The sequence below is a fragment of the Sphingomonas sp. FW306-1B-B10E genome, assembly GCF_058782005.1.
Genome location: NZ_JBYSXG010000009.1, coordinates 89,470 through 112,480 on the forward strand (window position 1 = coordinate 89,470; position 23,011 = coordinate 112,480).

The window sequence follows — 23,011 nt, forward strand, 5'->3', positions numbered from 1 at the left end:
ATGGACACGATCTTCGCGGTGTCGAGCGGTGCGCCGCCGGCTGCCATCGCCGTGCTGCGCGTAAGCGGGCCCGCAGCCTTCGACGCCGCCGAACTGCTGGCGGGCACTCTACCCGAGCCGCGCCGCGCGGGACTTCGACCGCTCCACGATCCGGCGACGGGGCTGCTGCTCGATCGCGCGCTGGTCCTGACCTTTCCTGGTCCCAAGAGCGCGAGCGGGGAGGACCTGGTCGAGCTGCATCTGCACGGCGGCCGCGCGGTGGTGCGCGCGGTAGCGGCGGCGCTCGGTGCGATTGACGGGCTCCGGCAGGCCGAACCGGGCGAGTTCACGCGGCGTGCTTTGGCGAACGGCCGAATCGATCTCAGCGAGGCCGAGGGGCTCGGCGACCTCCTTCAGGCGGAAACCGAGGCGCAGCGGCGCATGGCGGTACGCGCGACCGAAGGCGCCTTGCGCCATGCCGTGGAAGGCTGGAACCGGCGATTGCTGGCATTGTCCGCGCAGGTCGAGGCGCAGCTCGATCACAGCGACGAGGACGATGTCGCCGCGGAGGCAGAGACGCTTGCCGAGCTTCACGCCGCCGCTGCGGCTCTCGCACGGGACATCGCCGAGGTCACCGCGCGACCGCCGATCGAGCGGCTGCGCGATGGACTGCGCGTCGTCCTTGCCGGGCCGCCCAATGCCGGCAAGTCGACCTTGCTCAACGCGCTGGCCGAGCGCGAGGCGGCGATCGTCTCGGCGATCGCCGGTACCACGCGCGACCGGATCGAGGTGCCGGTGGTGCGGCGCGGCGTTGCCTGGCTGCTGATCGATACCGCGGGTCTTGCCGAGCAGACCGCGGACCCGATCGAGGCCATCGGTATCGATCGCACCCGCGCGGCGCTCGAGGCAGCCGATGTCGTGCTCTGGCTGGGCGATGCGCCGCCGCCGTCGCATTCGAAGGTGCTCTGGCTGCATGCGCGCTGTGACGTCCCGGAACGGGCGGCCCCGACGTCGGCGGACCTCGCTGTATCGGCCGCGACGGGGGCGGGGTTGGATGCGTTATGGGCGCGGCTCGACGCGCTGGCGGTTCAGCTATTGCCTCCGGAAGACGAGCTTGCGCTCAACCAACGACAACGAGGCCTGGCGATCGCTGCGGCGGCCGCGCTTGGACGTGCTGCGGTGCAACATGATCTGCTGATCCTGGCCGAGGAACTTCGCGCGGCGCGACATGCGTTCGATGCGATCACGGGACGCGCGGGTGTCGAGGCGATGCTCGACGCGCTGTTTTCACAATTCTGCATTGGCAAATAAATGTTCCACGTGGAACGCTTTTGACCTGAGGGCCGAGACGCGGTAGCGCGGCTGCATGCAATTCGATGTGATCGTCATCGGCGGGGGCCATGCCGGCACCGAAGCCGCCGCTGCGTCTGCGCGGCGCGGCGCGAAGACGGCATTACTCAGCTTCGACCTCGCCAACCTAGGTGCGATGTCATGCAACCCGGCAATCGGGGGGCTCGGGAAGGGGCATCTAGTCCGCGAGGTCGATGCGTTCGACGGCCTCATCGCACGCGCGGCAGACGCCGCCGGCATCCATTATCGCATGCTAAATCGGAGCAAAGGCACCGCGGTGCAGGGGCCCCGTGTCCAGGCCGACCGAGTGCGTTATGCGGCCGCGATCCAGGCGATGCTCAACGCGCAAGCCGATCTAACGTTGGTGGCCGGCGAAGCGTTCGCGCTCGAGGTGCACGCGGGCGCGATCGCCGGAGTGCGGCTGGCAGACGGCACTCTACTTCACGCCAGGTCCGTTGTGCTGGCCACAGGGACGTTCCTGGGCGGCCGCATCTTCCGGGGCGAGGAGCGCGCGGCCGGTGGCCGAGTCGGGGAAGCCGCCGCGACGCAGTTGGCTGGACAGCTGCGTGAACTCGCATTGCCGATGGCAAGGCTCAAGACGGGCACGCCGCCGCGCATCGATGGTCGGACGATCGATTGGGCGCGTGTTGCCGAGCAGCCGTCGGACGAAGATCCGTGGACCATGTCACCAGTCACGCGGCGGCGGACCCTCCCACAGCTACATTGTGGCGTCACGCGAACCACGACGTCGACGCATGATGTCATCCGCGCGGGGCTTGATCGATCGCCATTATTCACGGGTGCCATCGACGCGCAGGGTCCACGCTATTGTCCGTCGATCGAAGACAAGGTGCATCGCTTCGGAGATCGCGATGGACATCAGATCTTCCTAGAGCCCGAAGGCCTGGACACCCATCTGATATATCCCAACGGCATGTCTACGTCGCTTCCGGTCGACGTCCAACAGGCAATGGTCGCGACCGTCGCTGGACTCGAGCGCGCCGCAATCGTGACGCCAGGGTATGCGGTCGAATATGATTATCTAGACCCGCGTGCACTGGATACGACACTCGCCCTTCCAGAAATAGCCGGCCTCTACTGCGCAGGACAAATCAACGGCACGACCGGATATGAAGAGGCGGCGGGGCAGGGGCTGGTCGCCGGTGCGAACGCGGCGGCGTTTGCTTGCGATCTCGACAGCTTGGTCTTGGACCGAGCGACGAGTTATCTCGGTGTAATGGTCGACGACCTCGTCTTGCAGGGCGTCACCGAGCCCTATCGCATGCTGACCGCGCGCGCCGAGTTCCGGCTTCGGCTGCGTGCGGACAACGCCGAGACTCGGCTGGGCGACCTAGGCGCGCAGTTGGGACTCTTGGGGCACGACCGGATTGTCCGACAACGCACGCACGTGGAGGAACGCGCTCGGCTCGAGGCCGTGTTCCGCGCCCCACTAACGGCGTCTGCAATTAATTCCCGCGGCGCTCCGGTCGGTCTCGATGGCGCACGTCGCTCTGCAAAGGAATGGTTGCGGTTTTCCGGCGTTGAGCTGGATCATCTCGCGCTCGACGTCGAGCCCACGCCCTTGTTAGCGGAATTCATCGAGGACGCCCGCTATGCGCCTTATCTTGAGCGGCAGGCCGCTGAGGTAGCCCAATTACGGAGCAACGATTCTGTGCGTCTAGGTTCTGATCTGGACTTTGCCGCCATTCCTGGTTTGTCGAACGAGATGGTTGAAAAGCTCAGCGCCGCGCGCCCGCAGACCTTGGGAGCCGCATCGAGAATACGCGGCGTTACTCCGGCGGCGCTATCGGCCATCCTTCTTCGCGCGCGCAGGGCTTCCGCATGACCGAAGAAGAGGCGCGGGTGTGGATTAGGGAGCGTTTCGGCGTTCCACGTGAAACGCTCCTGGCAAAATATGCTGAAATGCTTGCTGCTGAGGCCGAGGAGCAAAACCTCGTGGCTTCTTCCACGCTAACGGGCATGTGGGCGCGTCATATCGTCGATTCCGCGCAGCTCGTGCCAATCGCTACGGACGCAAAAGAGGGCGCGTGGCTTGATATTGGCAGCGGCGCCGGGCTTCCGGGGATGGTGGTAGGCATCCTCACCGACCAAGAGGTTGTCCTCTGCGAACCCCGCGCACGCCGTGTTGCATTTCTGGAGAGTGTCGTTGGCGCGCTGGGGCTGAGCCCGCGAGTGTCAATCGAAAAGGGCCGCGTGGAAGCGTTCAGATCCAAAACCCCGGTCTCAGTAATTTCGGCGCGCGCCGTTGCCGAGCTATCGCAACTCCTCAAGTCGGCGCAGCATTGCAGCGATCTATCCACAATTTGGATACTGCCAAAGGGACGAAATGCGCAGTCCGAGGTAGATGCCGCACGTCGGAAATGGCAAGGTGTGTTCCACGTGGAACCAAGCGTTACCCAACCGGATTCCGGTATCGTGGTAGCCCGGAAGGTGCAGCCCAGATGATCTGCATAGCAATCGCGAACCAGAAGGGCGGGGTGGGTAAAACCACCACTGCGATCAACGTCGGCACTGCGCTCGCTGCAACCGGAAGTAGAGTTCTGCTACTCGATCTCGATCCGCAAGGTAATGCATCGACGGGGCTGGGCATCGGCCGCGCCGAGCGCGACCAGCATTCAACATATGATTTGCTCGTCGGCAGCGCGAGCCTCGACGACGTGGCGATCGCCACCAAGGTGCCGCGGCTCGACATCGTCCCGGCGACGCAAGACCTGTCCGGAGCGGAGATCGAGTTGATTGAATTCGAAGCCCGTACGCATCGCCTTGATGCGGCGCTGGCGCGTCACGCTGCGGCTCGTTGGGACGTGGTGCTGATCGATTGCCCGCCATCGCTCGGCCTGCTGACGATCAATGCCATGGTCGCGGCGCACGCGCTTCTGGTGCCGCTTCAATGCGAGTTCTTCGCGCTCGAGGGGTTGAGCCAATTGCTCAGCACGATCGACCGGATTCGGAGCCGCTTCAATCCTGGCCTGTCGATCCTCGGCGTCGCGTTGACGATGTACGACCGTCGCAACCGCCTTACCGACCAAGTAGCCGACGACGTTCGCGCGGTACTCGGCAAGGTCGTCTTTGATACGGTGATCCCGCGCAACGTGCGCCTGTCGGAGGCGCCGAGTCACGGCATGCCGGCGCTGATCTACGATTACCGCTGCGCCGGGTCCGAAGCCTATATCGCGCTGGCACGTGAAGTGATCGAGCGCCTGCCGAAGCTGAGGAAAGCCGCATGAACGATCCCACTCCTCGCAAGCATGGCCTCGGGCGAGGCCTCAGCGCGCTGCTCGGAGATAGCGTCGCCGAGGCTCCAGTGTCCGGCGGCGGCGAGCGCGGCAGCGGGTCCGCCGTGCGGATGCTTCCGGTGAGCGCGATGGCGCCGCACCCCGGTCAGCCTCGCCGCCATTTCGATGAGGCGGCGCTCGACGATCTCGCCGAATCTATTGCGTCGCGCGGGTTGATCCAGCCGATCGTCGTGCGCCCGCATGGCCACAGCTATCAGATCGTTGCGGGCGAGCGACGCTGGCGCGCAGCGCAGCGTGCGCGGCTGCACGAGGTGCCGGTTCTCGTCCGCGAGCTCACCGATGCCGAGACGATGGAAATCGCGCTTGTCGAGAATATTCAGCGTGAGGACCTCAATGCGATCGAAGAGGCCGAGGCCTATGCCCGGCTGATCGGCGAATTCGGTCATACCCAGGAAGCGCTCGCCCGATTGGTTCACAAATCGCGTAGCCATGTCGCCAACTTACTGAGGTTGCTCGATCTTCCGCAGCCTGTCCGGCAGATGGTGATTGAAGGCGCGATCGAGATGGGGCATGCGCGGGCGCTGATCGGTGCGCCCGACGCCGAACGGCTTGCCCGCACGGTGGCCGAAAAGGGGCTTTCGGTCCGCGATACCGAAAGGCTCGCCCGCGACGTCAAGCCCGCCAGCCAGCGCAAAGGCGGGGACGGCAATGCCGCCTTCCGCAATGCCGACATCGAAGCGCTCGAGCGGCAATTAGGCGATGTCTTGGGACTCAACGTCCGTATCGCCCATGCTGCAAAGGGCGGCACGCTGACGCTGAGCTATTCGACGCTCGACCAGCTCGACATGGTCTGTCAGCGGCTCACCGGCGAGCGGATCTAGTCAGCCTCGCGCGCGCGCCGCGACGCGGGCGATTGCAGTGCACTCCGCGTCGGCGAGTACTTCCCCGGCGCTTCCCGAATGCATCAGCGCCCGCTCGGTCTCGCGCACGCGTTGGATCGCCCGTGCCATCTGCGTGGCGTTCCAGCGCCGCAGCGCGCGGCCCGTCGCGGCCTTCTCGCGGAAGAAGACACGATGCTTTTCAAGCACTTCGTCGACCGAGGCGCCACGGTCCATGTCGGCGCGCAGCTCTGCCAGGGTCATCAGGCGGCGTGACAACTGCCGCATCAGCGGCACCGCCACGCCGTCGCCCAATCCGGCCAGTTCGTTCCCGATCTCGGCGACGCGTCCATCGAGTACGGCGTCGATCGCGTGGAACAGCTCGGTATCGCCCAGGTCGGCGCCGATCGCATCCAAGGCATCGCCGTCGGCGTCGCGAGGACGCTCGGGCGCGGCATCGAGATAGAGGGCGAGCTTCTCGACCTCGCGAGCAAGGACCGCACGATCCCCGCCGGTCGCGGCAGCAAGCCGCTGCGGTACGTCGCCGGTTAGGCGCAGCCCGTGCTCGCGTGCCACCGTCGTCGCCAGGCGGGCTGCGTCGATGCCCTCGGGGACATAGCAGGCAAAGGCCAGGGCGGTGGGGGCGGCGATGGCCGCCTTCACCAATTTGCCGCTCGCCTTGAGTCCGGGCCCGATCGCGATCACCGGGTTGCCGGCGCGCTCGGCGGCGAGGAGCAATGCGATCGCCTCGCCCGCGCCTTCTTCCACGCCAGTGATGCGAACGAATCGTGCAGTGCCGAACAACGACAGCGACGCGGCTTCATCCGCCAGGCGCCCAGGCTGTTCGCGCAGCGCCTTCATGTCGAGATCGATGCGCTCGGCATCGGGGCCGAGCGCGCGTCCCAGTCGCTCGGCAAGCTCGACCGCGCCGGCCTCGTCGGGGCCGTGGAACAGATATAGCCGTGTCGCCGGATCAGGCTTGTCGACGGCGGCGCGGATCTGCCCCGCGCTGGCCTTCATTGCCCCGCGGTACCAGGCGCCGCCCCTGCGGGCGTCGCGCCCGATTGGGCGTAGCGGGCCACGCGCGCAATGATCTGGTCGGCGACGATCCCGGAGAGTCGCTCGAGCGCGCTCTTCTCGGCGGCAATCGTCGCATATTCGGAGCCGACCACGTCGATGCCGGCGTCCGAGCCCGCGGTCGCGTCGAGCACGACCGCGCCGCTCGCCAGGTCGACGAGCTGATAGCGTGCGCGCAGCGCGCGGCGCTCGCGGGCGACGCTGTCGTCGCGACGCACGCCGAGGCCGGAAATCTGGTCGTCGAGCTGGATCTCCAGCCGATAGCGTGGCGAGGTGTCGCCGGCGTGCAACCGGTCGCGTAGCGCGTTGGAGACCAGCCAGCCCGATTGTCCCTCGATCGGCGCGACCTGTACCGACGCGAGCAACGACGGCACCGTGCCGCCGCTGCCGCCGCTATAGAGCGGACGCAGCCCGCAGCCCGAGAGCGTCAGCGCCGCGGCGCTGAGCAGTGCGATCGCCCTCATGCGACGATGTTCACCAGACGGTCGGGCACGACGATCACCTTTCTGGGCGGCTTGCCCTCGAGCGTCCGAACGATCTTGTCGGCGGAGAGTGCCGCGGCTTCGATCGCGTCCTTCGGCGTTCCCTTGGGTAGTACCAGCGTATCGCGCAGCTTGCCATTCACCTGCACGGCAATCGTGACTTCGTCGTCGACGAGCAAGGCGGGATCGACCTCGGGCCAGGCCGCGTCGGCGATCAGTCCGGGCTGGCCCATCGCTGCCCAGGCTTCCTCGGCGATATGCGGCACCATCGGCGCGACGATTCGGGCGAGCGTGCGGATCGCAATGGTCCGCGAGGCGGAGGGCGGCGCCTTCTCGATGGCGTTGACCAGCTCGTAGAGTCGCGCGACCGACTTGTTGAAGGTCAGCGCCTCGATGTCGCCGGCGACGCCATGGATGGTACGGTGAAGCTTGCGGTCGAGCTCCTTGTCCTCGCCCTGCGCGTCCTCGAGACCGTCGAAAAGCCGCCACAGCCGCTGGACGAAGCGCCATGCGCCCTCGATGCCGTTCTCGCTCCATTCGAGGTCACGCTCGGGCGGGCTGTCCGACAGCATGAACCAGCGCACCGCGTCGGCGCCGTACTGGTCGACGATCGGCTCGGGATCGACGGTGTTCTTCTTCGATTTGGACATCTTCTCGATGCGGCCGATCTCGGCGACGTCGCCCGATGCTATCTCGACCGCGCCGGCGCTGTCCTTGCGAACCTCTTCGGGGGAGAGCCAGCGCCCGTCCTGCGCCTTGTAGGTCTCGTGCGTCACCATGCCCTGGGTGAACAGCCCCGCGAAAGGCTCGGCCACGTCGAGCTTGCCGATATGCTGCAGCGCGCGGGTGAAGAAGCGGGCGTAGAGCAGGTGCAGGATCGCGTGCTCTACGCCGCCGATATACTGCCCAACCGGCAGCCATTGCTCGGCAACCGCCTTGTCGAACGGCTTGTCGCCCGGCTGGCTGGCGAAGCGGATGAAATACCACGACGAATCTACGAAAGTGTCGAGCGTGTCGGTCTCGCGCCGCGCCGGGCTGCCGCAGCTCGGGCAGTCGACATGCTTCCAGGTCGGATGGCGGTCGAGCGGGTTGCCGGGGATGTCGAACGAGACATCCTCGGGCAGCACCACCGGCAGCTGCTCGCGCGGCACGCCGACCGGGCCGCAACTCTCGCAATGGATGATCGGGATCGGCGTCCCCCAGTAACGCTGGCGGCTGACGCCCCAGTCGCGCAGCCGCCACACCGTGGTGCCGTTGCCCCAGCCGGCCTCTCCGGCGCGCTGGATCACCGCGCGCTTGGCGTCGGCGACGTCGAGCCCGTCGAGGAAGTGCGAGTTCACCAGCGTGCCGGGGCCGGTATAGGCTTCCTGCTCGTGGAAGTCGGGCGCGGTCTTGTCGCCATCGGAGACGACGCGGCGGATCGGCAGATCGTATTTGGTCGCGAATTCGAAATCGCGCTGGTCGTGCGCGGGCACGCCGAACACCGCGCCGGTGCCATAGTCCATCAGCACGAAATTCGCGATGTAGACCGGAAGTTGCCAACCCGAATCAAAGGGATGCGTCGCGCGCAGCCCGGTATCGAAGCCGAGCTTCTCCTGCGTCTCGAGCTCGGCCGCGGTGGTGCCGCCCTGCTTGCAGCGCTCGATGAACGCCTGCACCTCAGGGTTGCCGGTGGCGAGCTTCTGCGCGATCGGATGGTCCGCCGCGATCGCGACGAAGCTCGAACCGAAGATCGTGTCGGGGCGGGTGGTGAACACCTCGACCTCGCCGCCGTCGCTCAAGGTGAACTTGAACCGCAGGCCCTCGCTCTTGCCGATCCAATTCTCCTGCATCAGCTTGACCTTGTCCGGCCAATGCTCGAGCCCCTGGACGCCAGTGAGCAGCTCGTCGGCGAACTGGGTGATCTTGAGGAACCACTGGCTGAGCTTGCGGCGCTCGACCAAGGCGCCCGAGCGCCAGCCACGCCCGTCGATCACCTGCTCGTTGGCGAGCACGGTCATGTCGACCGGGTCCCAATTGACCGCGGATTCCTTGCGATAGACCAGCCCGTTCTCGAAGAAATCGAGGAAGATCGCCTGCTCGTGCCCATAATAGTCGGGTTCGCAGGTCGCCAGCTCACGCGTCCAGTCGAGCGCGAAGCCGAGGCGCTTCAACTGCGCCTTCATCGTCGCGATGTTCTGGCGAGTCCAATTGCCCGGATGGACCTTCTTTTCCATCGCGGCATTTTCGGCGGGCATGCCAAACGCGTCCCAGCCCATCGGGTGGAGCACTTCCATGCCCTGCATCCGGCGGAAGCGCGCTAGCACGTCGCCCATCGTATAGTTGCGGACATGCCCCATATGGATGCGCCCTGAAGGGTAGGGGAACATCTCGAGCACGAACGACTTGGGCTTGGGGCTGTCGTCGCGCGCGGCGAAGGTGCGGCATTCTTCCCACACCTTTTGCCAGTGTGAATCGGACTTCAGCGCATTGAACCGCGACACGTGGGCATTTCCTTCAAATTCTCGCCCCGGCACTACGAAGCGGAGCAGGCGCGATCAACCCCGCCCGGCGCACGTCCGGGCCGGGCAGTGCGCCAGCCTGTACTGAAGGAGCGGGCGATCAGTCCTTGGCGATGGCGGCGCGGCGCAGATCGCGGGCGCGCGTCAGGATGATGTCCTCGAGTTTCTGGACGGTCGCGGCCTGGACCGGCGCGGCGACCCACTGGCCGGTGCGATTGACTTCGCGCAGCGCCGCGACGCGCAGCGCATCGGCACGCAGGTCCTGGTCGAGCACGGTGACGGTGACCTTCATCCGCTCTGCCGGGGTGTTCGGATTGACGTACCAGTCGGTGACGATGACGCCGCCATTCGAATCGGTCTGGAGCAACGGCATGAAGCTCAGCGTGTCGAGGCTGGCGCGCCACAGATAGGAATTGACGCCGATCGTCGTGACCTTCGAGGCGGCAAGGTCCGCCTCCGGACGCTTGCCGCCGCCGCACGCGGTGATCGAAAGAGCGAGCGACCCCAGGATCGCGGTGCGCAACAGGCGGTTCATCGACACATTCCTAAGCCCGAAAGAAATAAGCGAACGCATCTATAGGGGCTCATGTGGCGGGAGCAAGGCGGCAGCGCGCGGAGGATTCGCTGGCAAAGCGGTCGATTCGCTGCCGAATCTGTGGGCATCGGGCAACAGTGGCACGAAATTTCAGCATCCTGTGGAACCTTGCTTCCGAATCATGGTAGGCACCTCTACATAAAAGGGGATGAAAATGCGTTTGGCACGGTGGGCGACGATCATGGGACTGGGGGCGATCTGCGCCGCCGGTGCTTTCGTCGCGCCGGCGCTCCAGGCACAGGAAAATAGCCGTGTCGAGCGCGGCTTCGCCAAGCGGCCCGCGACGGCGCTGCGCAGCGGCATCGGCACCTTCACGCCTGCCGCCGCTGACCCCAAGCTCGCTGCGATCCTCGCACGCAGCGGCCTGCCAGAATCGGGCTTCCGCTTCACCCCGTCCGAATCGCGCCGCGGCGGCCGTGCCGTGACCGTCGCGGTCCGCGCTCGCTCGACCCGCACCACTGCGATCGCCAGCCGCAATGATGCGATCGCGACGACGCCGGTCAGCCTCGCCCCGATCGCCTATAATCTCGGCGTGTCGGTCGGTTGGAAGCGCTTCGCCGTCGCCGGCGATGTGACTCGCGTCGAACTCGTCACCCAGCCGGGCAGCACCGAGCGGGCCAATGTCGGCGTCAGCTATTCGGGCAGCCGCGTCTCCGGTCGCGTCCAGGCCGCGAGCGAGCGGCCGCTGGCGAACACGCCGGTGTTGATCGGCGACAAGCCGAGCTATTCGATCGACGTCGGCGGCAGCTATTCCCTGACCCGCAACTTGGATGTCACCGCGGGCGTCCGCTACAAGAGCGAGCAGGATCGCCTGCCCAAGCTGACCGACAATCGGCGCGACAGCCAGGCGGTCTATGTGGGCACTGCCTTCCGCTTCTGACGTTCGGTCGACTGCGGATTTCTTGCCGTGGATCCCCATTCTCGTTCGTGCTGCGCTTGTCGAAGCACCGTTCTTTCTTCGGGACCGAAAAAGTACAGCCCTTCGACAAGCTCAGGGCGAACGGGGAATAGGCGCTTTGCAGGTTCCATTCGCCCACGCATCGATCGCCGCCCAGCCGTAGATCCCGAGCGAACGAAGTCCGCCAGCGCGTCGAGAATCCATCCCGCCCAGCGCGATGACCGGCACCGGCAGTCCGCGGACCGTTAGTCCCAGCCCCACGCTTCCCAGCGCTCGCGCACCGGGATGTGATCGCGTCGCGAAAATCGGCGAGACGAATAGCAGGTCGGCGCCAGCGCGCATCGCCGCCACGGCTTCGCGCCGCGAGTGGACCGGATAGGTCCGAACCCCCAGCCCGCGCTGTCCGTGCACGCCGTCCTCCTGCCCGAGCCGCGTCTCGCCCGCGCGCACGAGCAGCAGTCCGCGCCGCCGGGTCACTTTCGCCACTTTTACAAACAGTTCGCGGCGCTCGGCCGAGGGCAGGCTGTAATGGCGGAACACCACGCCGCTTCCCCGCGGCAGGCGGTCGAGTGCATCCCACAGCAAATCGCCCATGCGCTCGTCGGTCATCAGCCAGAGGCGCGGCAAAGGGTGGCGGGGGCGCATCGGTCCGCCTATAGCGCGCGCCATGCCCCTAGACGACGCCCCAACCCGGCTCGCCGATATTCGCGAGAAAATCGGCCGTGCCGCACGCCTAGCCGGGCGCGAACCCGCAGCGATCGAGCTCATCGCCGTCTCCAAGATGCACGACGACGCCACGATCCAGCCGCTGCTCGACGCCGGCCAACGCGTCTTCGGCGAGAACCGCGTCCAGGAAGCCGCAGCGAAGTGGCCCGCGCTGCGCGAGGCGCTTCCGGATATCGCGCTCCACCTCATCGGCCAGCTCCAGTCGAACAAGGCCGAGGAAGCGGTGGCACTGTTCGATGCGGTCCATTCGGTCGACCGGCCGTCGCTGGTGACTGCGCTTGCCCGCGCGATGGACAAGGCCGACAAGCGGCCCGCCTGCTTCCTCCAGGTCAATATCGGCGACGAGCCGCAAAAGGGCGGGTGTCTCGTCGCCGATCTTCCCGCGCTCCTCGCCGAGGCGCGGAGCGCCGAGCTTCCGATCGCCGGGCTGATGTGCATTCCCCCCGCCGAGGTCGAGGCGGCGCCCTATTTCGCGCTGCTCGCCAAGCTTGCCCGCGATTCGGGTGTGGCCGGGCTCAGCATGGGCATGTCGGGCGATTACGAGACCGCCGTCACGATCGGCGCGACGCATGTGCGCGTCGGGACTGCGTTGTTTGGAGAGCGTGCGTGAAGTTCGATGCGATGATTTTTGATTTCGACGGGGTACTGCTCGAGAGCGAATATGCCGGCAATCGTCAGATCGCCGAATATCTGACCAGCATCGGCCATCCCACCACGCCGGCGGATTCTATGGCCAACTTCATGGGCTTGGCCGGCGCGGATTTCTTCAGCGCAATCGAGGCGTGGATCGGCCGCCCGATCCCGGACGATTTCCATGCGATCCGCGCGGTCGAGGACAAGCGCGTGCTGGAAGAGGGGCTTCCCGCGGTTGCCGGGGCGATCCGCTTCATCGAGAACCTGCCGCTCGACCTGCCCCGCGCGATCGCCTCGTCGAGCAGCACCGAGTGGATCACGCGGCATCTCGACCATCTCGGCGTGCGCGACGCATTCGGGGACAAGATCTTCAGCGGCCGCGAGCATGTCGCGCGGGGCAAGCCGGCGCCCGATGTCTATCTGCACGCCGCCAAGGAGCTCGGCGCCGATATCCGCCGCTGCGTGATCCTCGAGGATTCGCCGGTCGGCGTGACCGGCGCGGTGGCCTCCGGCGCCTATGTCATCGGGCTGTGCGCCGGCACGCACTGCGCGCCCGACCATGCCGATCGCCTCCGCGCGCTCGGCGTTCAGGCGATCGCGACCGATTTTGACGAGGTCGCCCGGCTGATCGGCTGACCGAGAACTAAAGCTGGTGTCCGGTCCGATCCCGCTTGGCTTCCAGATAGCGTAGGTTGTGCGGATTGGGCGGCAGCTTGTGCGGCACGCGCTCGGCCACTTGGATCCCGGCGGCTTCGAGCGCGGCGACCTTGTCGGGATTGTTGGTCAGCAGCCGCACCGTCTTCTGGCCGAGTAGCGCCAGCATCCGCCCCGCCACCGCAAAGTTGCGCGCGTCGACGGCGAAGCCGAGCCGGGTATTGGCGTCGACGGTATCGAAGCCCTGGTCCTGCAGCGCATAGGCGCGCAGCTTGTTGATCAGTCCGATCCCGCGGCCTTCCTGGCGCAGGTAGAGCAAGATCCCCCAGCCGCTTGTCTCGATCGCGGCGATCGCGGCCTTGAGCTGCGGCCCGCAATCGCATTTGAGGCTACCGAGCACGTCGCCGGTCAGGCATTCGCTGTGCAGCCGGACCAAGGGCGGATTGCCGTCGGGCTGGCCGATCAGCAGCGCGACATGCTCGCCTGGCATCTCATCGGTGCGGAAGGCGACGATCTCGCTATCCTCGGCGCCGTCGACCGGGAGCCGCGCGCGCCCGACAATTCGCAGCCGGTCGGCGTCCTCATGCGCGTCGATATCGGCAGGGGTGACCGCGGTTGAGTCGTCGCGATCCAGCACGAAGAAGGCGGGTAGCAGCCCGGCGACGCGCGCCAGCCGCAGCGCCGCGGCGGCGGCGTCGGACGACTGGATCTCGATAGCGCGGAACGGTCCCTTGAGCGGGGTGGCGAGGTCGAGTTGCGGATCGGCGAGTGCGGTCGCGGTGTCGAAGTCGAACCAGGGCACTCGCTCGACCAGCACCGGTCCGTCGGGCGCCGCCGCCTCGCGCTGGTTGGCGAGCTTGAGCGTCGCCGCGCGACCGGCAGAGAGCAGCACTGGCGCTGCCCCATCGGGGTCGAACGCCTTCAGCCGCTCGGCATCCGCAGTCTCGATCGCAAGCAGCTGAAGCGTCCCGTCATTCCCGCGGATCGCTACCGGCCAGCCGCGGCGCAGCGCGTCGACGGCGCGGGCAACGGCGCGCGGGTCGGTCAAAAGTCGAACTCGGTGATGAGCGGGACATGGTCCGAAGGCTTGAGCCAGCTCCGGCACGGCTCGCACACCTTGTGGCTCGTCGCCTTGTCGGCGACTTCGCGGCTGGCCCACATATGGTCGAGCCGCCGGCCGCGATCGTTCGCGGTCCAGTCCTTCGAGCGATAGCTCCACCAGGTGAAGCAGCGCTCGGGCGCAGGAATGAAATGGCGGCCGAGATCGACCCAGTCATGCGCCGCCTGCAGCCGCCCCAGCGCCTCGACCTCGATCGGGGTATGGCTGACCACGCCGAGCAACTGCTTGTGGCTCCACACGTCGCATTCGAGCGGGGCGATGTTGAAATCGCCGGTCAGGATCGTCGGCACGTCGAGCGTCTCGGCCCAGCGCGTCATCCGCTCGACGAAATCGAGCTTCTGACCGAATTTGGGGTTCACCTCGCGATCGGGCACGTCGCCGCCGGCGGGGACATAAACATTCTCGAGCCGCACGCCATTGGGCAGCCGCACCCCGACATGCCGCGCCTCCTGGTTGGCCTGCCAGTCGAAGCGGTCGTCCTCGGCCACCGGCACGCGGCTGATGATCGCGACGCCGTGATGCATGCGCTGGCCGTGCTTGATGACATGGTCATAGCCGAGCGCGCGGAACGGCGCCTCGGGGAAGTCGCCGTCGATCACCTTGGTTTCCTGCAGGCAGAGGATGTCGGGCGCCTCTTCGCGGAGGAATTGCTCGACGATCTCGATGCGGAAGCGGACGGAATTGATGTTCCAGGAAGCGATCTTCATCGCGTGCGATGTAAGCGGAACCCTTGGAAACGGAAAGGCCCCCGCTCCGGGGGCATTGGAGCGAGGGCCGACCTAGCGTTCGTCACGCAGGCGGGAAGTGGTTCGATCCCGAGCAACAGGGGGAAAATCCCGGGTACCGCCCCACATCCGCAAGCACATTTCTAGGGCCGGCAACCTGTCGCCAGCATGAACGATGTTCAGGAAACTCAGCGATTCCGCGGGCCTTTGCTCCGCGGGTCGTTCCAGCGGAACGTTCCGTCGGAGACATTGCCGTTGAGCTGCTGGTTCGACAGCCGGATCGTCGTGCGGTTGTTCTGCGAATCGAGCGCCACCCAGCCCTGGAGCATCAGGCCCGCGGGACCGGCGGGATTCTTCTGGAAGATCATCGTGATCCGGCCATATTCGGGATGCGCGGGATCGTGGACCTCAATCGACACGACGCGCGGGTCGCCGGTCGGATTAAGCTTGGCGAACTTGGTGATGTCGCGCTTGGGGTTGAGCAGGACCGCGAGCGGCGAGTTGCCGATCGGCCAGCGATCGACCTGACGCACCTGATAGTCGATGAAATAGAGGCTGCTGCCATCGGCGACGATCAGCTGGGGCACGCCCTTCTGGTACTGAAAGCGGATCTTGCCCGGCCGCTTCAGCGTCATCGTGCCGGTGAGCACGCGGCCGTTTCGATCGGTCTGGCTGAAGGCAGCGGTCATGCTCGCCACGCCGGCGAGATGCTGCTGGACCTGCGTAAGCTCGTTCGCGGGCGCCGCCGCGATCAGCGCGGGAGCGGCAAGCAGGGTGAAGGCGAGGGGCCGTGCAAACACGTCATTGTCTCCGAATGTAGGGCCGGACCGCTAGCGAGCGCGGTTTGAATGCCCCCTGAACCCCGATGCCCCCGAAACGATCCTCACAGCGGCCGGCCGTCGGTGTCCATCAGCACTTCGCGGCGGCCGACATGGTCGGGGCGCGAGACCAGCCCATCCTTCTCCATCCGCTCGACCAAACGCGCGGCCGAATTGTAACCGACGCGGAGCTGGCGTTGCAGCCATGACGTCGACGCCTTCTGGCTCTCCGCGACCAGTTGCGTCGCCCGGCGATAGAGCTGGTCCTCGGGCGAATCGTCGCCGTCGGGGCCGCCTTCGAGCGCGAAGCCGCCATCTTCCGGCTCCTCGGTGACCGCGGTGATGTAGTCGGGGGCACCTTGCGCACGCCAGAAATCGGCGACCGCCTGGACTTCCTCGTCGCTGACGAACGGTCCGTGCACGCGGACGATCTGCTTGCCGCCGGGCATATAGAGCATGTCGCCCTTGCCGAGCAGCTGTTCGGCGCCCTGCTCGCCGAGGATCGTGCGCGAATCGATCTTCGAAGTGACGTGAAAGGAGATCCGCGTCGGCAGGTTCGCCTTGATCACGCCGGTGATGACGTCGACCGACGGCCGCTGGGTCGCCATGATCAGGTGGATGCCCGCGGCGCGTGCCTTCTGCGCAAGCCGCTGGATGAGGAACTCGACTTCCTTGCCGGCGGTCATCATCAAATCGGCGAGCTCGTCGACGATCACCACGATCTGCGGCAGCGCCTGCAGGTCGAGCGTCTCTTCCTCGTAGATCGGCCGGCCGGTATCGGGATCATAGCCGACCTGGACTTTCCGGCCGAGCTTCTGGCCCTTGGCCTTGGCCTGGCGCACCTTGTCGTTGAAGCTGGCAAGGCTGCGGACGTTGACGCTCGCCATCATCCGATAGCGGTCCTCCATCTGCTCGACCGCCCATTTCAGCGCGCGCACCGCCTTGGGCGGATCGGTCACGACGTCGGCGAGCAGATGCGGGATGTCCTTGTAGATGCTGAGTTCGAGCATCTTGGGATCGATCATGATCATCCGGCACTGGTCCGGGGTCAGCCGATAGAGCAGCGACAGGATCATCGCGTTCAAACCGACCGACTTGCCCGAGCCGGTGGTGCCGGCGACGAGCAGATGCGGCATCGGCGCGAGGTCGCCGATCACCGGATCGCCGGCGATGTTCTTGCCGAGCACCAGCGGCAGGGTCGCGCCCTGCGCCTCGAATGCCTCGCTGCCGATCAGCTCGTGCAGATTGACCGATTCGCGCTTCACGTTGGGAAGCTCGATGCCGATCACGCTGCGTCCCGGAATCGTCGCGACGCGCGCGGAGATCGCGCTCATGTTGCGGGCGATGTCGTCGGCGAGCTGGATGACGCGGCTCGCCTTGATGCCCGACGCCGGTTCGAGCTCGTACATCGTCACGACGGGGCCAGGCTTCACCTCGACGATCTGGCCTTTGACGTGGAAGTCGTCGAGCACGCTCTCGAGCAGCCGCGCGTTGCGCTCGAGCGCGAGCTTGTCGATCCCGGCATTCTGGTTGGGCGGCGCGGGCTTGAGCAGGTCGAGCGGCGGAAGCTTGTACGTGTCCTTGAAGTCCAGGCTGCTCTGCACCGGCGGCTTGGGCTTGGCGGGCGAGGGGGAAATGCTCGGCTCGGCGATCACCGGGCCGGGGCGGTTGTCGGGCACGACCAACTTGCGCGGCTCCCGGGTCTCCCGCACTTCGGGTGCCTCGCGCGGTTCGCGCAGTTCCTGCGGATCGGGCGCACGCAGCAGCGGCGTCTTGCCAGGGCCGAACAGCCGCGGCATGCCGATCCCGACGCGCTCGGGCAGCGTGAAGTCGAGGCTGCGCCACCAGATCCACAGCCCGGCGAGCGCGAAGACCAGCCCCAGCCCGCGGCCCATCCAGAAGATGATCACCGGATCGCCGATGAAGCCGATCATCCAGCCGAACAACCCGGCGATCGACAGCCCGACCACGCCGCCCCAGCCGCCGACCAGCCACAGCACCGAATCGCTCGAGAAGAAAGCGAGCGCGGTGGCCATCAGCACCACGCCGATGACGACGCCCCGCAGCATCCGCTTCCAGTCGCCGAGCGGACGATCGAGCCACAGCCGGTTGGTCAGGATCAGCCCCGCCGGCGCGATCAGCGCTACCGGCAGGCCGAGCGTGGCGAGCAGCAGGTCGGCGATCCACGCGCCGGGCAGCCCCAGCAGGTTGCGCGCCGGTCCGCCCGACGCGGTGTTGAGCGAGGGGTCCTGCGAATTATAGGTGAGCAGCGCCAGCAACACGCCGACGGTCGCAAGGAACAGCAGGGTTCCGGCGATGAGTGCGCTGCTCCGGCGCACGCCGGCCTTCATCGTGTCGCGCAGCAGCGACGGTTGTGCCCGGGACGCCATCGCCCAGTCTCCAGCATGTCAGGGGGTGCGGGGGAATCATCGCCTACCCGGACTCTGACGTCAAGATGGACCTGTTTTGTACCGTCTGACGCGCGCTCGTAAGAGGGCCGCGCTCAGTCGAACAACGACGACACCGAGCTTTCGTCGGCGATCCGCTTGATCGCCTCGGCGAGCAAAGGTGCGATCGTCAGGTGGCGGACCTTGCTGCTCTCGGCGATGACAGTGTGGTTGCCGATCGAATCGGTGATCACCAATTCGCGCAGCGCCGATGCGTCGACCCGGGCGACCGCGCCGCCCGACAGCACGCCGTGCGTGCAATAGGCCACTACGTCTTCGGCCCCCGCCGCGCGCAGCGCCGCGGCGGCGTTGCACAAAGTCCCGGCGGAATCGACGATGTCGTCGATCAGGATGCAGAAGCGTCCCTCGACCTGACCGATGATGTTCATCACTTCGGACTCGCCGGCGCGCTCGCGGCGCTTGTCGACGATCGCCAGCGGCGCGTTGTCGAGGCGCTTGGCGAGCGCGCGCGCGCGGACCACGCCGCCGACGTCGGGCGAGACCACCATCCACTGCTTGCCCGGGAAGCGGCTATGGATGTCCGCCGACATCACCGGGGCGGCGAAGAGGTTGTCGGTCGGAATGTCGAAAAAGCCCTGAATCTGCCCGGCGTGCAGGTCGACAGAGAGCACGCGGTTGGCACCCGCGGTGGTGATCAGATTGGCGACCAGCTTGGCGGAGATCGGCGTGCGCGGGCCCGGCTTCCGATCCTGGCGGGCATAGCCGAAATAGGGAAGCACCGCAGTGATGCGCTTGGCCGATGCGCGGCGCAGCGCATCGATCATGATCAGCAGCTCCATGAGATTGTCGTTGGCCGGATAGCTGGTCGACTGGAGCACGAACACGTCCTCGCCGCGGACATTTTCGAGGATCTCGACGAAGATCTCCTCGTCGGCGAAGCGGCGGACATTGGCCTGGGTCAGCGGGATCTCGAGATAGTCCGCGATCGCGCTGGCGAGCGGCAGGTTCGAATTGCCGGCCATCAGTTTCATATGCGCCACTCCGCAAAGGCTTGCTATGCACCGCGCCTTAGAGGCCAAAGTGGCGGATTGGGAAGACCTGATGCCGATCGAACATCCCGAAACGGTCACCTGCCTGACCTATTCGCTCGACGAGAAAGCGCAGGTCGCCGCGAGCCGTGCCAACTTCCGGCGCCGCATCTTCTCGCGGCGGATGGCGGCGCGCGTCGCGATCGGCGCGGTGCTCTTCGCGGCGGCCGGCTTGGCCTTCGGGATCCTGATCGGCGACCCGCACCCGCTCGAAACCGCCTTGCTGTTCGGCGCAGAAGTGCTGGTGCTGGTGCCCTTCATGTGCGCCCTGCTCTACGCCGTCATTCCGCGCCGGATACGGCGGGTCGTGCGCCAGAACCCGATGTCGGGCCGTCCGGTCGAGGCGTGCTGGTCCGCCGCCGGGCTTTCGGCGCGCTCGGCCAATGGGACCAGCGAATTGCCGTGGAGCGACTTCTACGGCTGGCATTTGGCCGGGATCGGCTTCCTCCTCTACGTCAACGAGCAGCATTATCATGTGATTCCGGCGGCGATCCTCTCGGAGGAGCAGCGCGGCGACTTGCGTGCGACGCTCGAGGCGTCGGGCCTGCGCCGATTATGATCGGTTTGCGCGCGGCACCTGCGCTGGCTAGAGCGCCGCGATGACGGTCACCACTCGCTTCGCCCCCAGCCCGACCGGTACGCTCCATGTCGGCAATCTGCGCACCGCGCTCCACAATTGGATGTTCGCGCAGGCGCAGGGCGGGCGCTTCCTGCTGCGCATCGACGATACCGACCAGGCGCGCTCCGAGGAGCGTCACGTCGAGTCGATCCGCGCCGATCTCGCCTGGCTCGGGCTCGTGCCCGATGGCGAGGAACGCCAGTCGGCGCGCTTCGATCGCTACGAGGCGCGCTTTGCCGAACTGGTCGCGGCGGGGCGCGTCTATCCGGCATATGAGACAGCGCAGGAGCTTGAGCTCAAGCGCAAGGTGCTGCTCGGGCGCGGGCTGCCACCGGTCTATGACCGCGCCGCGCTGGCGCTGGGCGATGCCGACCGCGCCGCGCTCGAGGCCGAGGGCCGCGCGCCGCACTGGCGCTTCCGGCTCGACCACGACAGCGCCATCGAATGGGACGATATGATCCGCGGCCATCAGCGCTTCGATCCGAAGACGATGAGCGACCCCGTCATCCGCCGCGCCGACGGTTCGTGGCTCTATCTCTTCCCCTCGGTGGTCGACGATATGGACATGGCCGTCACCCACGTGGTCCGCGGCGAGGACCATGTCTCCAACACCGCGACCCAGCTCCAGATGTTCGGTGCGCTCGGCAGCACGGCCCCCGCGTTCGCGCATGAGGCTTTGCTCGTCGGCAACGAGGGCAAGCTGTCCAAGCGGCTCGGCTCGCTCGGCGTCGAGCATTTCCGCGAGGCCGGCATCGAGCCCCAGGCCCTGGTCGCCTTGCTCGCGCGGATCGGCACCAGCGATCCGGTCGAACCGCATGTCGATCCCGCGCCGCTGATTGCCGGCTTCGACTTCGCCCGCTTCGGCCGCGCGCCGGCGCGCTTCGACGAAGCCGAGCTCGGCCAGCTCAATGCGCGCATCGTTCACCTGCTCGACTTCGCCGCGGTCGCGTCGCGGCTCCCCGACGGCATGACGTCAGCCGGATGGGCGGCGATCCGGCCCAATCTCGCGACCGTCGCCGAAGCGACCGACTGGTGGCACGTCGTCGAAGGTCCGGTCGACCCGGCCGAAGTCCCGGCGGAGGATCGCGCCTATCTCGCCGAGGCGGCGCAGGCCGCTGCCGCGATCGACTGGTCGGGCGATCCGTGGCGCGCGCTCACCGACGCGCTCAAGCAGGCGACCGGGCGCAAGGGCAAGGCGCTGTTCCTGCCGCTGCGCCTCGCGCTCACCGGCCGCGCGCATGGCCCTGATATGGCCGCCTTGCTCCCGCTGATCGGCAAGGATCGTGCGCTGGCCCGGCTCTCGGCGGCTGGATAGGCAACCTATTTACGACATACGTGATACGTTGTATCATCACTAAGCCGACATGAGATCGGCGCAAGATGGAGAGCAACCTATGTATGCCGAACATCGCTACGCACCGCCCAAATCGCGCGCGGTGAGCCTCGGAGGCGCCTTCCTGATCAACGGGGCGCTGATCGCCGGGCTGATCTATTCGGCGCCGAATATCGTTCCGGCGCTCAAGGGCCCTGACATCAAGCTGATCGATGTCTTCGATCCGCCCGTGCCGCCGCCCGAACCGCCCAAGCCGCAGCCCAAGGTCGAGAATCGCGTCGCGCAGAACCCGACGCCCACAGCACCCGATCCCTATATCAAGACCGCATCGGACAATCCGACCGAAACGACGCGGGTAATCGGTGATCCGCCTGGGCCGCCGATGCCCAAGGCGGCGGAGGGGCCGACCTATGTGCCCGAACCGATCACACCGCCGCTGCCGCCTTTGGTCCGCGCGGAACAGGACCCGCGATACCTCAAGGACTTCCAGCCGACCTATCCGGCGGTCGAGCTGCGCGCGCAGCGCGATGGCGTCGTCCAGCTCCGCGTGCTGATCGGTGCGGACGGGCGTGTGAAGGCGGCCGAGGCGGTCAGCGCCACCAGCGACGCATTCTTTGAGGCGGCACGGCGCCAGGCGTTGGCCAAATGGCGCTTCAAGCCGGCGACGCGCGGCGGCATTCCCGAAGAGAGCTGGAAGACCCTCAGCGTCCGGTTCCTGATCAAGGACCAGTGACGCCGTCCTTGCCGGCTGCCGCGGCGGCCGGCGGCGCGGGGGTTTGCCCTGGAGCCCACGCGCCCCTATCTCTGCGGCGACATGAGCTTTCTCAGATTCTTCTCGCCAGTCGCGGCCTATCGCGACCTGCGCCAGTATCTCGCCACCCGACGGCCGCATCAATTGGGATTCCTCGGGCTGGCGCTCGCGGTCACGGTGGTCGTGCTGTTCGTTTTCTTCAAGGATTCGGCGACCGGGTTCGAAAAGCCGTACGAGCGCAATATCATCTATGTCGAGCAATGGCCGATCACGCGCACCGATGAGCAGATCAAGGCGCAGCAGAAGATCGACCAGGCCAAGAAGCATATCGCAGAGGCCGAGCTCGAGAAGCGGCGCAAGGCCAAGCAGGCCGAATTCCAGCGCTATGACGACAAGCTGAAGTCGTGGGGCTTCTGAGCGACGCGCGCTGGCTAGATGCGGCGCTGGCGCTTTCTGAGCGTAGCCGCGGGCGCACCGCGCCCAATCCCAATGTCGGCTGCGTGCTGGTGCAGGACGGCCGTGTCGTAGGGCGCGGCTGGACCCAGCCCGGCGGGCGGCCGCATGCCGAGGCGATGGCGCTCGCCCAGGCCGGCGAAAAGTCGCGCGGCGCGACTTGCTACGTCACGCTCGAACCCTGCGCGCATGTCTCGCCGCGCGGGCCGGCCTGTGCCAACCTGCTCGCCGCGGCCGGCGTGGCGCGCGTGGTGATCGCGCTCGGCGATCCCGATCCGCGCACCAACGGCCAGGGCGCTGCGAAGCTCCGCGCCGCCGGGATCACGGTTGCCGAGGGCGTGGCCGAAGCGCCGGCGCGCGCGGCGATGGCGGGCTTTCTCACCCGCCAGGTGAAGCGCCGTCCGTTCGTCACGCTCAAGCTCGCCACTTCGCTCGACGGCCGTATCGCCTTGCCGTCGGGCGAGAGCCGCTGGATCACCGGGCCCGAGGCGCGCGCGCACGCCCATCTCGAACGCGCGCGGCACGAGGCGATCCTCGTCGGGCGCCGCACTTGGGAAGTCGATCGCCCGAAGCTCGACGTGCGCCTGCCGGGCTTGGAGGCGCGCTCGCCGCGGCGACTGATGCTAAGCCGGTCTAGCCCCTCCCCTTCAGGGGAGGGGTTGGGGG

At 66.9% G+C, this 23,011-nt stretch carries 23 protein-coding genes; 13 read left to right on the top strand and 10 right to left on the bottom strand.

The genetic code is table 11. The features are described 5' to 3' along the window. The 5 genes from mnmE to AC3WJI_RS05700 are packed head-to-tail and all read left to right on the top strand — an operon-like array spanning position 1 to position 5,467. Positions 1-1,290, top strand: a complete 1,290-nt coding sequence (gene mnmE / locus AC3WJI_RS05680; protein WP_492756278.1) for a tRNA uridine-5-carboxymethylaminomethyl(34) synthesis GTPase MnmE — start codon at positions 1-3, stop codon at positions 1,288-1,290. A 55-nt stretch (positions 1,291-1,345) separates the two neighbouring features. Beyond that, positions 1,346-3,175 carry a tRNA uridine-5-carboxymethylaminomethyl(34) synthesis enzyme MnmG gene (mnmG, locus tag AC3WJI_RS05685; RefSeq protein ID WP_492756279.1) on the top strand — a complete coding sequence of 610 codons (1,830 nt, stop codon included), beginning with the start codon at positions 1,346-1,348 and terminating at the stop codon, positions 3,173-3,175. After that, positions 3,172-3,795 (top strand): 16S rRNA (guanine(527)-N(7))-methyltransferase RsmG, encoded by a 624-nt coding sequence (gene rsmG / locus AC3WJI_RS05690; RefSeq protein ID WP_492756280.1) that lies wholly within the window; start codon positions 3,172-3,174, stop codon positions 3,793-3,795. The genes mnmG and rsmG overlap by 4 nt, the downstream gene beginning before the upstream one ends. Continuing rightward, on the top strand, positions 3,792-4,577 hold the full coding sequence (locus AC3WJI_RS05695; RefSeq protein WP_492756281.1) for a ParA family protein: 786 nt from the start codon (positions 3,792-3,794) through the stop codon (positions 4,575-4,577). Before rsmG ends, AC3WJI_RS05695 begins: the two co-directional genes overlap by 4 nt. Next, on the top strand, positions 4,574-5,467 hold the full coding sequence (locus tag AC3WJI_RS05700) for a ParB/RepB/Spo0J family partition protein (RefSeq protein WP_492756282.1): 894 nt from the start codon (positions 4,574-4,576) through the stop codon (positions 5,465-5,467). Before AC3WJI_RS05695 ends, AC3WJI_RS05700 begins: the two co-directional genes overlap by 4 nt. Here AC3WJI_RS05700 and holA read toward each other — a convergent pair whose 3' ends face one another. The 4 genes from holA to AC3WJI_RS05720 form a co-directional block, all read right to left on the bottom strand. After that, on the bottom strand, positions 5,468-6,484 hold the full coding sequence (gene holA, locus AC3WJI_RS05705) for a DNA polymerase III subunit delta (RefSeq protein WP_492756283.1): 1,017 nt from the start codon (positions 6,482-6,484) through the stop codon (positions 5,468-5,470). Further along, positions 6,481-7,005 carry an LPS assembly lipoprotein LptE gene (gene lptE / locus AC3WJI_RS05710; RefSeq protein ID WP_492756284.1) on the bottom strand — a complete coding sequence of 175 codons (525 nt, stop codon included), beginning with the start codon at positions 7,003-7,005 and terminating at the stop codon, positions 6,481-6,483. Before lptE ends, holA begins: the two co-directional genes overlap by 4 nt. Then, positions 7,002-9,506, bottom strand: a complete 2,505-nt coding sequence (gene leuS / locus AC3WJI_RS05715) for a leucine--tRNA ligase (RefSeq protein WP_492756285.1) — start codon at positions 9,504-9,506, stop codon at positions 7,002-7,004. The genes lptE and leuS overlap by 4 nt, the downstream gene beginning before the upstream one ends. A 118-nt stretch (positions 9,507-9,624) precedes the next feature. After that, positions 9,625-10,059, bottom strand: coding sequence for a DUF3576 domain-containing protein (locus AC3WJI_RS05720; protein WP_492756286.1), 435 nt, complete (start codon positions 10,057-10,059; stop codon positions 9,625-9,627). Between the two features lie 214 nt (positions 10,060-10,273). Between AC3WJI_RS05720 and AC3WJI_RS05725 the strand changes: the two genes are divergently transcribed. Then, a complete protein-coding gene (locus AC3WJI_RS05725; protein WP_492756287.1) occupies positions 10,274-10,999 on the top strand; it encodes a hypothetical protein in 726 nt (241 codons plus the stop codon). 111 nt (positions 11,000-11,110) lie between these two features. Here AC3WJI_RS05725 and AC3WJI_RS05730 read toward each other — a convergent pair whose 3' ends face one another. Further along, entirely contained in the window at positions 11,111-11,626 is a 516-nt protein-coding gene (locus tag AC3WJI_RS05730) for a thiamine phosphate synthase (protein WP_492756288.1), read from the bottom strand. A gap of 58 nt (positions 11,627-11,684) precedes the next feature. On the opposite strand from AC3WJI_RS05730, the gene AC3WJI_RS05735 reads away from it, so the two are divergent. After that, the gene (locus AC3WJI_RS05735; RefSeq protein WP_492756289.1) at positions 11,685-12,353 is read left to right on the top strand and encodes a YggS family pyridoxal phosphate-dependent enzyme; all 669 of its coding nucleotides are present in this window, start codon (positions 11,685-11,687) and stop codon (positions 12,351-12,353) included. After that, positions 12,350-13,012, top strand: coding sequence for an HAD family hydrolase (locus tag AC3WJI_RS05740; RefSeq protein WP_492756290.1), 663 nt, complete (start codon positions 12,350-12,352; stop codon positions 13,010-13,012). The genes AC3WJI_RS05735 and AC3WJI_RS05740 overlap by 4 nt, the downstream gene beginning before the upstream one ends. A 7-nt stretch (positions 13,013-13,019) precedes the next feature. On the opposite strand, the gene ribA is transcribed toward AC3WJI_RS05740, so the two are convergent. From ribA to AC3WJI_RS05765, 5 genes are all read right to left on the bottom strand, one after another. After that, positions 13,020-14,078, bottom strand: coding sequence for a GTP cyclohydrolase II (gene ribA / locus AC3WJI_RS05745; protein ID WP_492756291.1), 1,059 nt, complete (start codon positions 14,076-14,078; stop codon positions 13,020-13,022). Beyond that, entirely contained in the window at positions 14,075-14,857 is a 783-nt protein-coding gene (locus tag AC3WJI_RS05750; RefSeq protein ID WP_492756292.1) for an exodeoxyribonuclease III, read from the bottom strand. Before AC3WJI_RS05750 ends, ribA begins: the two co-directional genes overlap by 4 nt. Before the next feature lie 206 nt (positions 14,858-15,063). Continuing rightward, positions 15,064-15,675 (bottom strand): LolA family protein, encoded by a 612-nt coding sequence (locus AC3WJI_RS05755; RefSeq protein WP_492756293.1) that lies wholly within the window; start codon positions 15,673-15,675, stop codon positions 15,064-15,066. An 83-nt stretch (positions 15,676-15,758) separates the two neighbouring features. After that, positions 15,759-18,083: an FtsK/SpoIIIE family DNA translocase gene (locus AC3WJI_RS05760; RefSeq protein WP_492756294.1), complete on the bottom strand. Its 2,325-nt coding sequence runs from the start codon at positions 18,081-18,083 to the stop codon at positions 15,759-15,761. 113 nt (positions 18,084-18,196) lie between these two features. Further along, positions 18,197-19,132 (bottom strand): ribose-phosphate pyrophosphokinase, encoded by a 936-nt coding sequence (locus AC3WJI_RS05765; protein WP_492756295.1) that lies wholly within the window; start codon positions 19,130-19,132, stop codon positions 18,197-18,199. 70 nt (positions 19,133-19,202) lie between these two features. On the opposite strand from AC3WJI_RS05765, the gene AC3WJI_RS05770 reads away from it, so the two are divergent. The 5 genes from AC3WJI_RS05770 to ribD all read left to right on the top strand — a co-directional run. After that, the gene (locus tag AC3WJI_RS05770; protein ID WP_492756296.1) at positions 19,203-19,748 is read left to right on the top strand and encodes a YcxB family protein; all 546 of its coding nucleotides are present in this window, start codon (positions 19,203-19,205) and stop codon (positions 19,746-19,748) included. Positions 19,749-19,788: 40 nt separating this feature from the next. Then, a complete protein-coding gene (gene gltX, locus AC3WJI_RS05775; protein WP_492756297.1) occupies positions 19,789-21,123 on the top strand; it encodes a glutamate--tRNA ligase in 1,335 nt (444 codons plus the stop codon). A gap of 79 nt (positions 21,124-21,202) precedes the next feature. Further along, complete coding sequence (locus AC3WJI_RS05780) at positions 21,203-21,874, top strand: energy transducer TonB (protein ID WP_492756298.1); 672 nt, start codon at positions 21,203-21,205, stop codon at positions 21,872-21,874. 81 nt (positions 21,875-21,955) lie between these two features. Further along, complete coding sequence (locus tag AC3WJI_RS05785) at positions 21,956-22,309, top strand: hypothetical protein (RefSeq protein ID WP_492756299.1); 354 nt, start codon at positions 21,956-21,958, stop codon at positions 22,307-22,309. Then, positions 22,306-23,011 (top strand): bifunctional diaminohydroxyphosphoribosylaminopyrimidine deaminase/5-amino-6-(5-phosphoribosylamino)uracil reductase RibD (ribD, locus tag AC3WJI_RS05790; protein ID WP_492756304.1); only part of this gene is annotated, 706 nt, incomplete at its 3' end. The genes AC3WJI_RS05785 and ribD, both read left to right, overlap by 4 nt.

Coding starts and splice junctions, on each gene's coding strand:
- AC3WJI_RS05785 (WP_492756299.1), top strand. CDS start 21,956: ATGAGCTTTCTCAGATTCTTCTCGCCAGTCGCGGCCTATCGCGACCTG.
- AC3WJI_RS05695 (WP_492756281.1), top strand. CDS start 3,792: ATGATCTGCATAGCAATCGCGAACCAGAAGGGCGGGGTGGGTAAAACC.
- rsmG (WP_492756280.1), top strand. CDS start 3,172: ATGACCGAAGAAGAGGCGCGGGTGTGGATTAGGGAGCGTTTCGGCGTT.
- AC3WJI_RS05730 (WP_492756288.1), bottom strand. CDS start 11,626: ATGACCGACGAGCGCATGGGCGATTTGCTGTGGGATGCACTCGACCGC.
- mnmG (WP_492756279.1), top strand. CDS start 1,346: ATGCAATTCGATGTGATCGTCATCGGCGGGGGCCATGCCGGCACCGAA.
- AC3WJI_RS05750 (WP_492756292.1), bottom strand. CDS start 14,857: ATGAAGATCGCTTCCTGGAACATCAATTCCGTCCGCTTCCGCATCGAG.
- mnmE (WP_492756278.1), top strand. CDS start 1: ATGGACACGATCTTCGCGGTGTCGAGCGGTGCGCCGCCGGCTGCCATC.
- AC3WJI_RS05760 (WP_492756294.1), bottom strand. CDS start 18,083: ATGGCGTCCCGGGCACAACCGTCGCTGCTGCGCGACACGATGAAGGCC.
- AC3WJI_RS05765 (WP_492756295.1), bottom strand. CDS start 19,132: ATGAAACTGATGGCCGGCAATTCGAACCTGCCGCTCGCCAGCGCGATC.
- AC3WJI_RS05770 (WP_492756296.1), top strand. CDS start 19,203: ATGCCGATCGAACATCCCGAAACGGTCACCTGCCTGACCTATTCGCTC.
- AC3WJI_RS05725 (WP_492756287.1), top strand. CDS start 10,274: ATGCGTTTGGCACGGTGGGCGACGATCATGGGACTGGGGGCGATCTGC.
- holA (WP_492756283.1), bottom strand. CDS start 6,484: ATGAAGGCCAGCGCGGGGCAGATCCGCGCCGCCGTCGACAAGCCTGAT.
- gltX (WP_492756297.1), top strand. CDS start 19,789: ATGACGGTCACCACTCGCTTCGCCCCCAGCCCGACCGGTACGCTCCAT.
- AC3WJI_RS05780 (WP_492756298.1), top strand. CDS start 21,203: ATGTATGCCGAACATCGCTACGCACCGCCCAAATCGCGCGCGGTGAGC.
- AC3WJI_RS05700 (WP_492756282.1), top strand. CDS start 4,574: ATGAACGATCCCACTCCTCGCAAGCATGGCCTCGGGCGAGGCCTCAGC.
- AC3WJI_RS05720 (WP_492756286.1), bottom strand. CDS start 10,059: ATGAACCGCCTGTTGCGCACCGCGATCCTGGGGTCGCTCGCTCTTTCG.
- lptE (WP_492756284.1), bottom strand. CDS start 7,005: ATGAGGGCGATCGCACTGCTCAGCGCCGCGGCGCTGACGCTCTCGGGC.
- AC3WJI_RS05735 (WP_492756289.1), top strand. CDS start 11,685: ATGCCCCTAGACGACGCCCCAACCCGGCTCGCCGATATTCGCGAGAAA.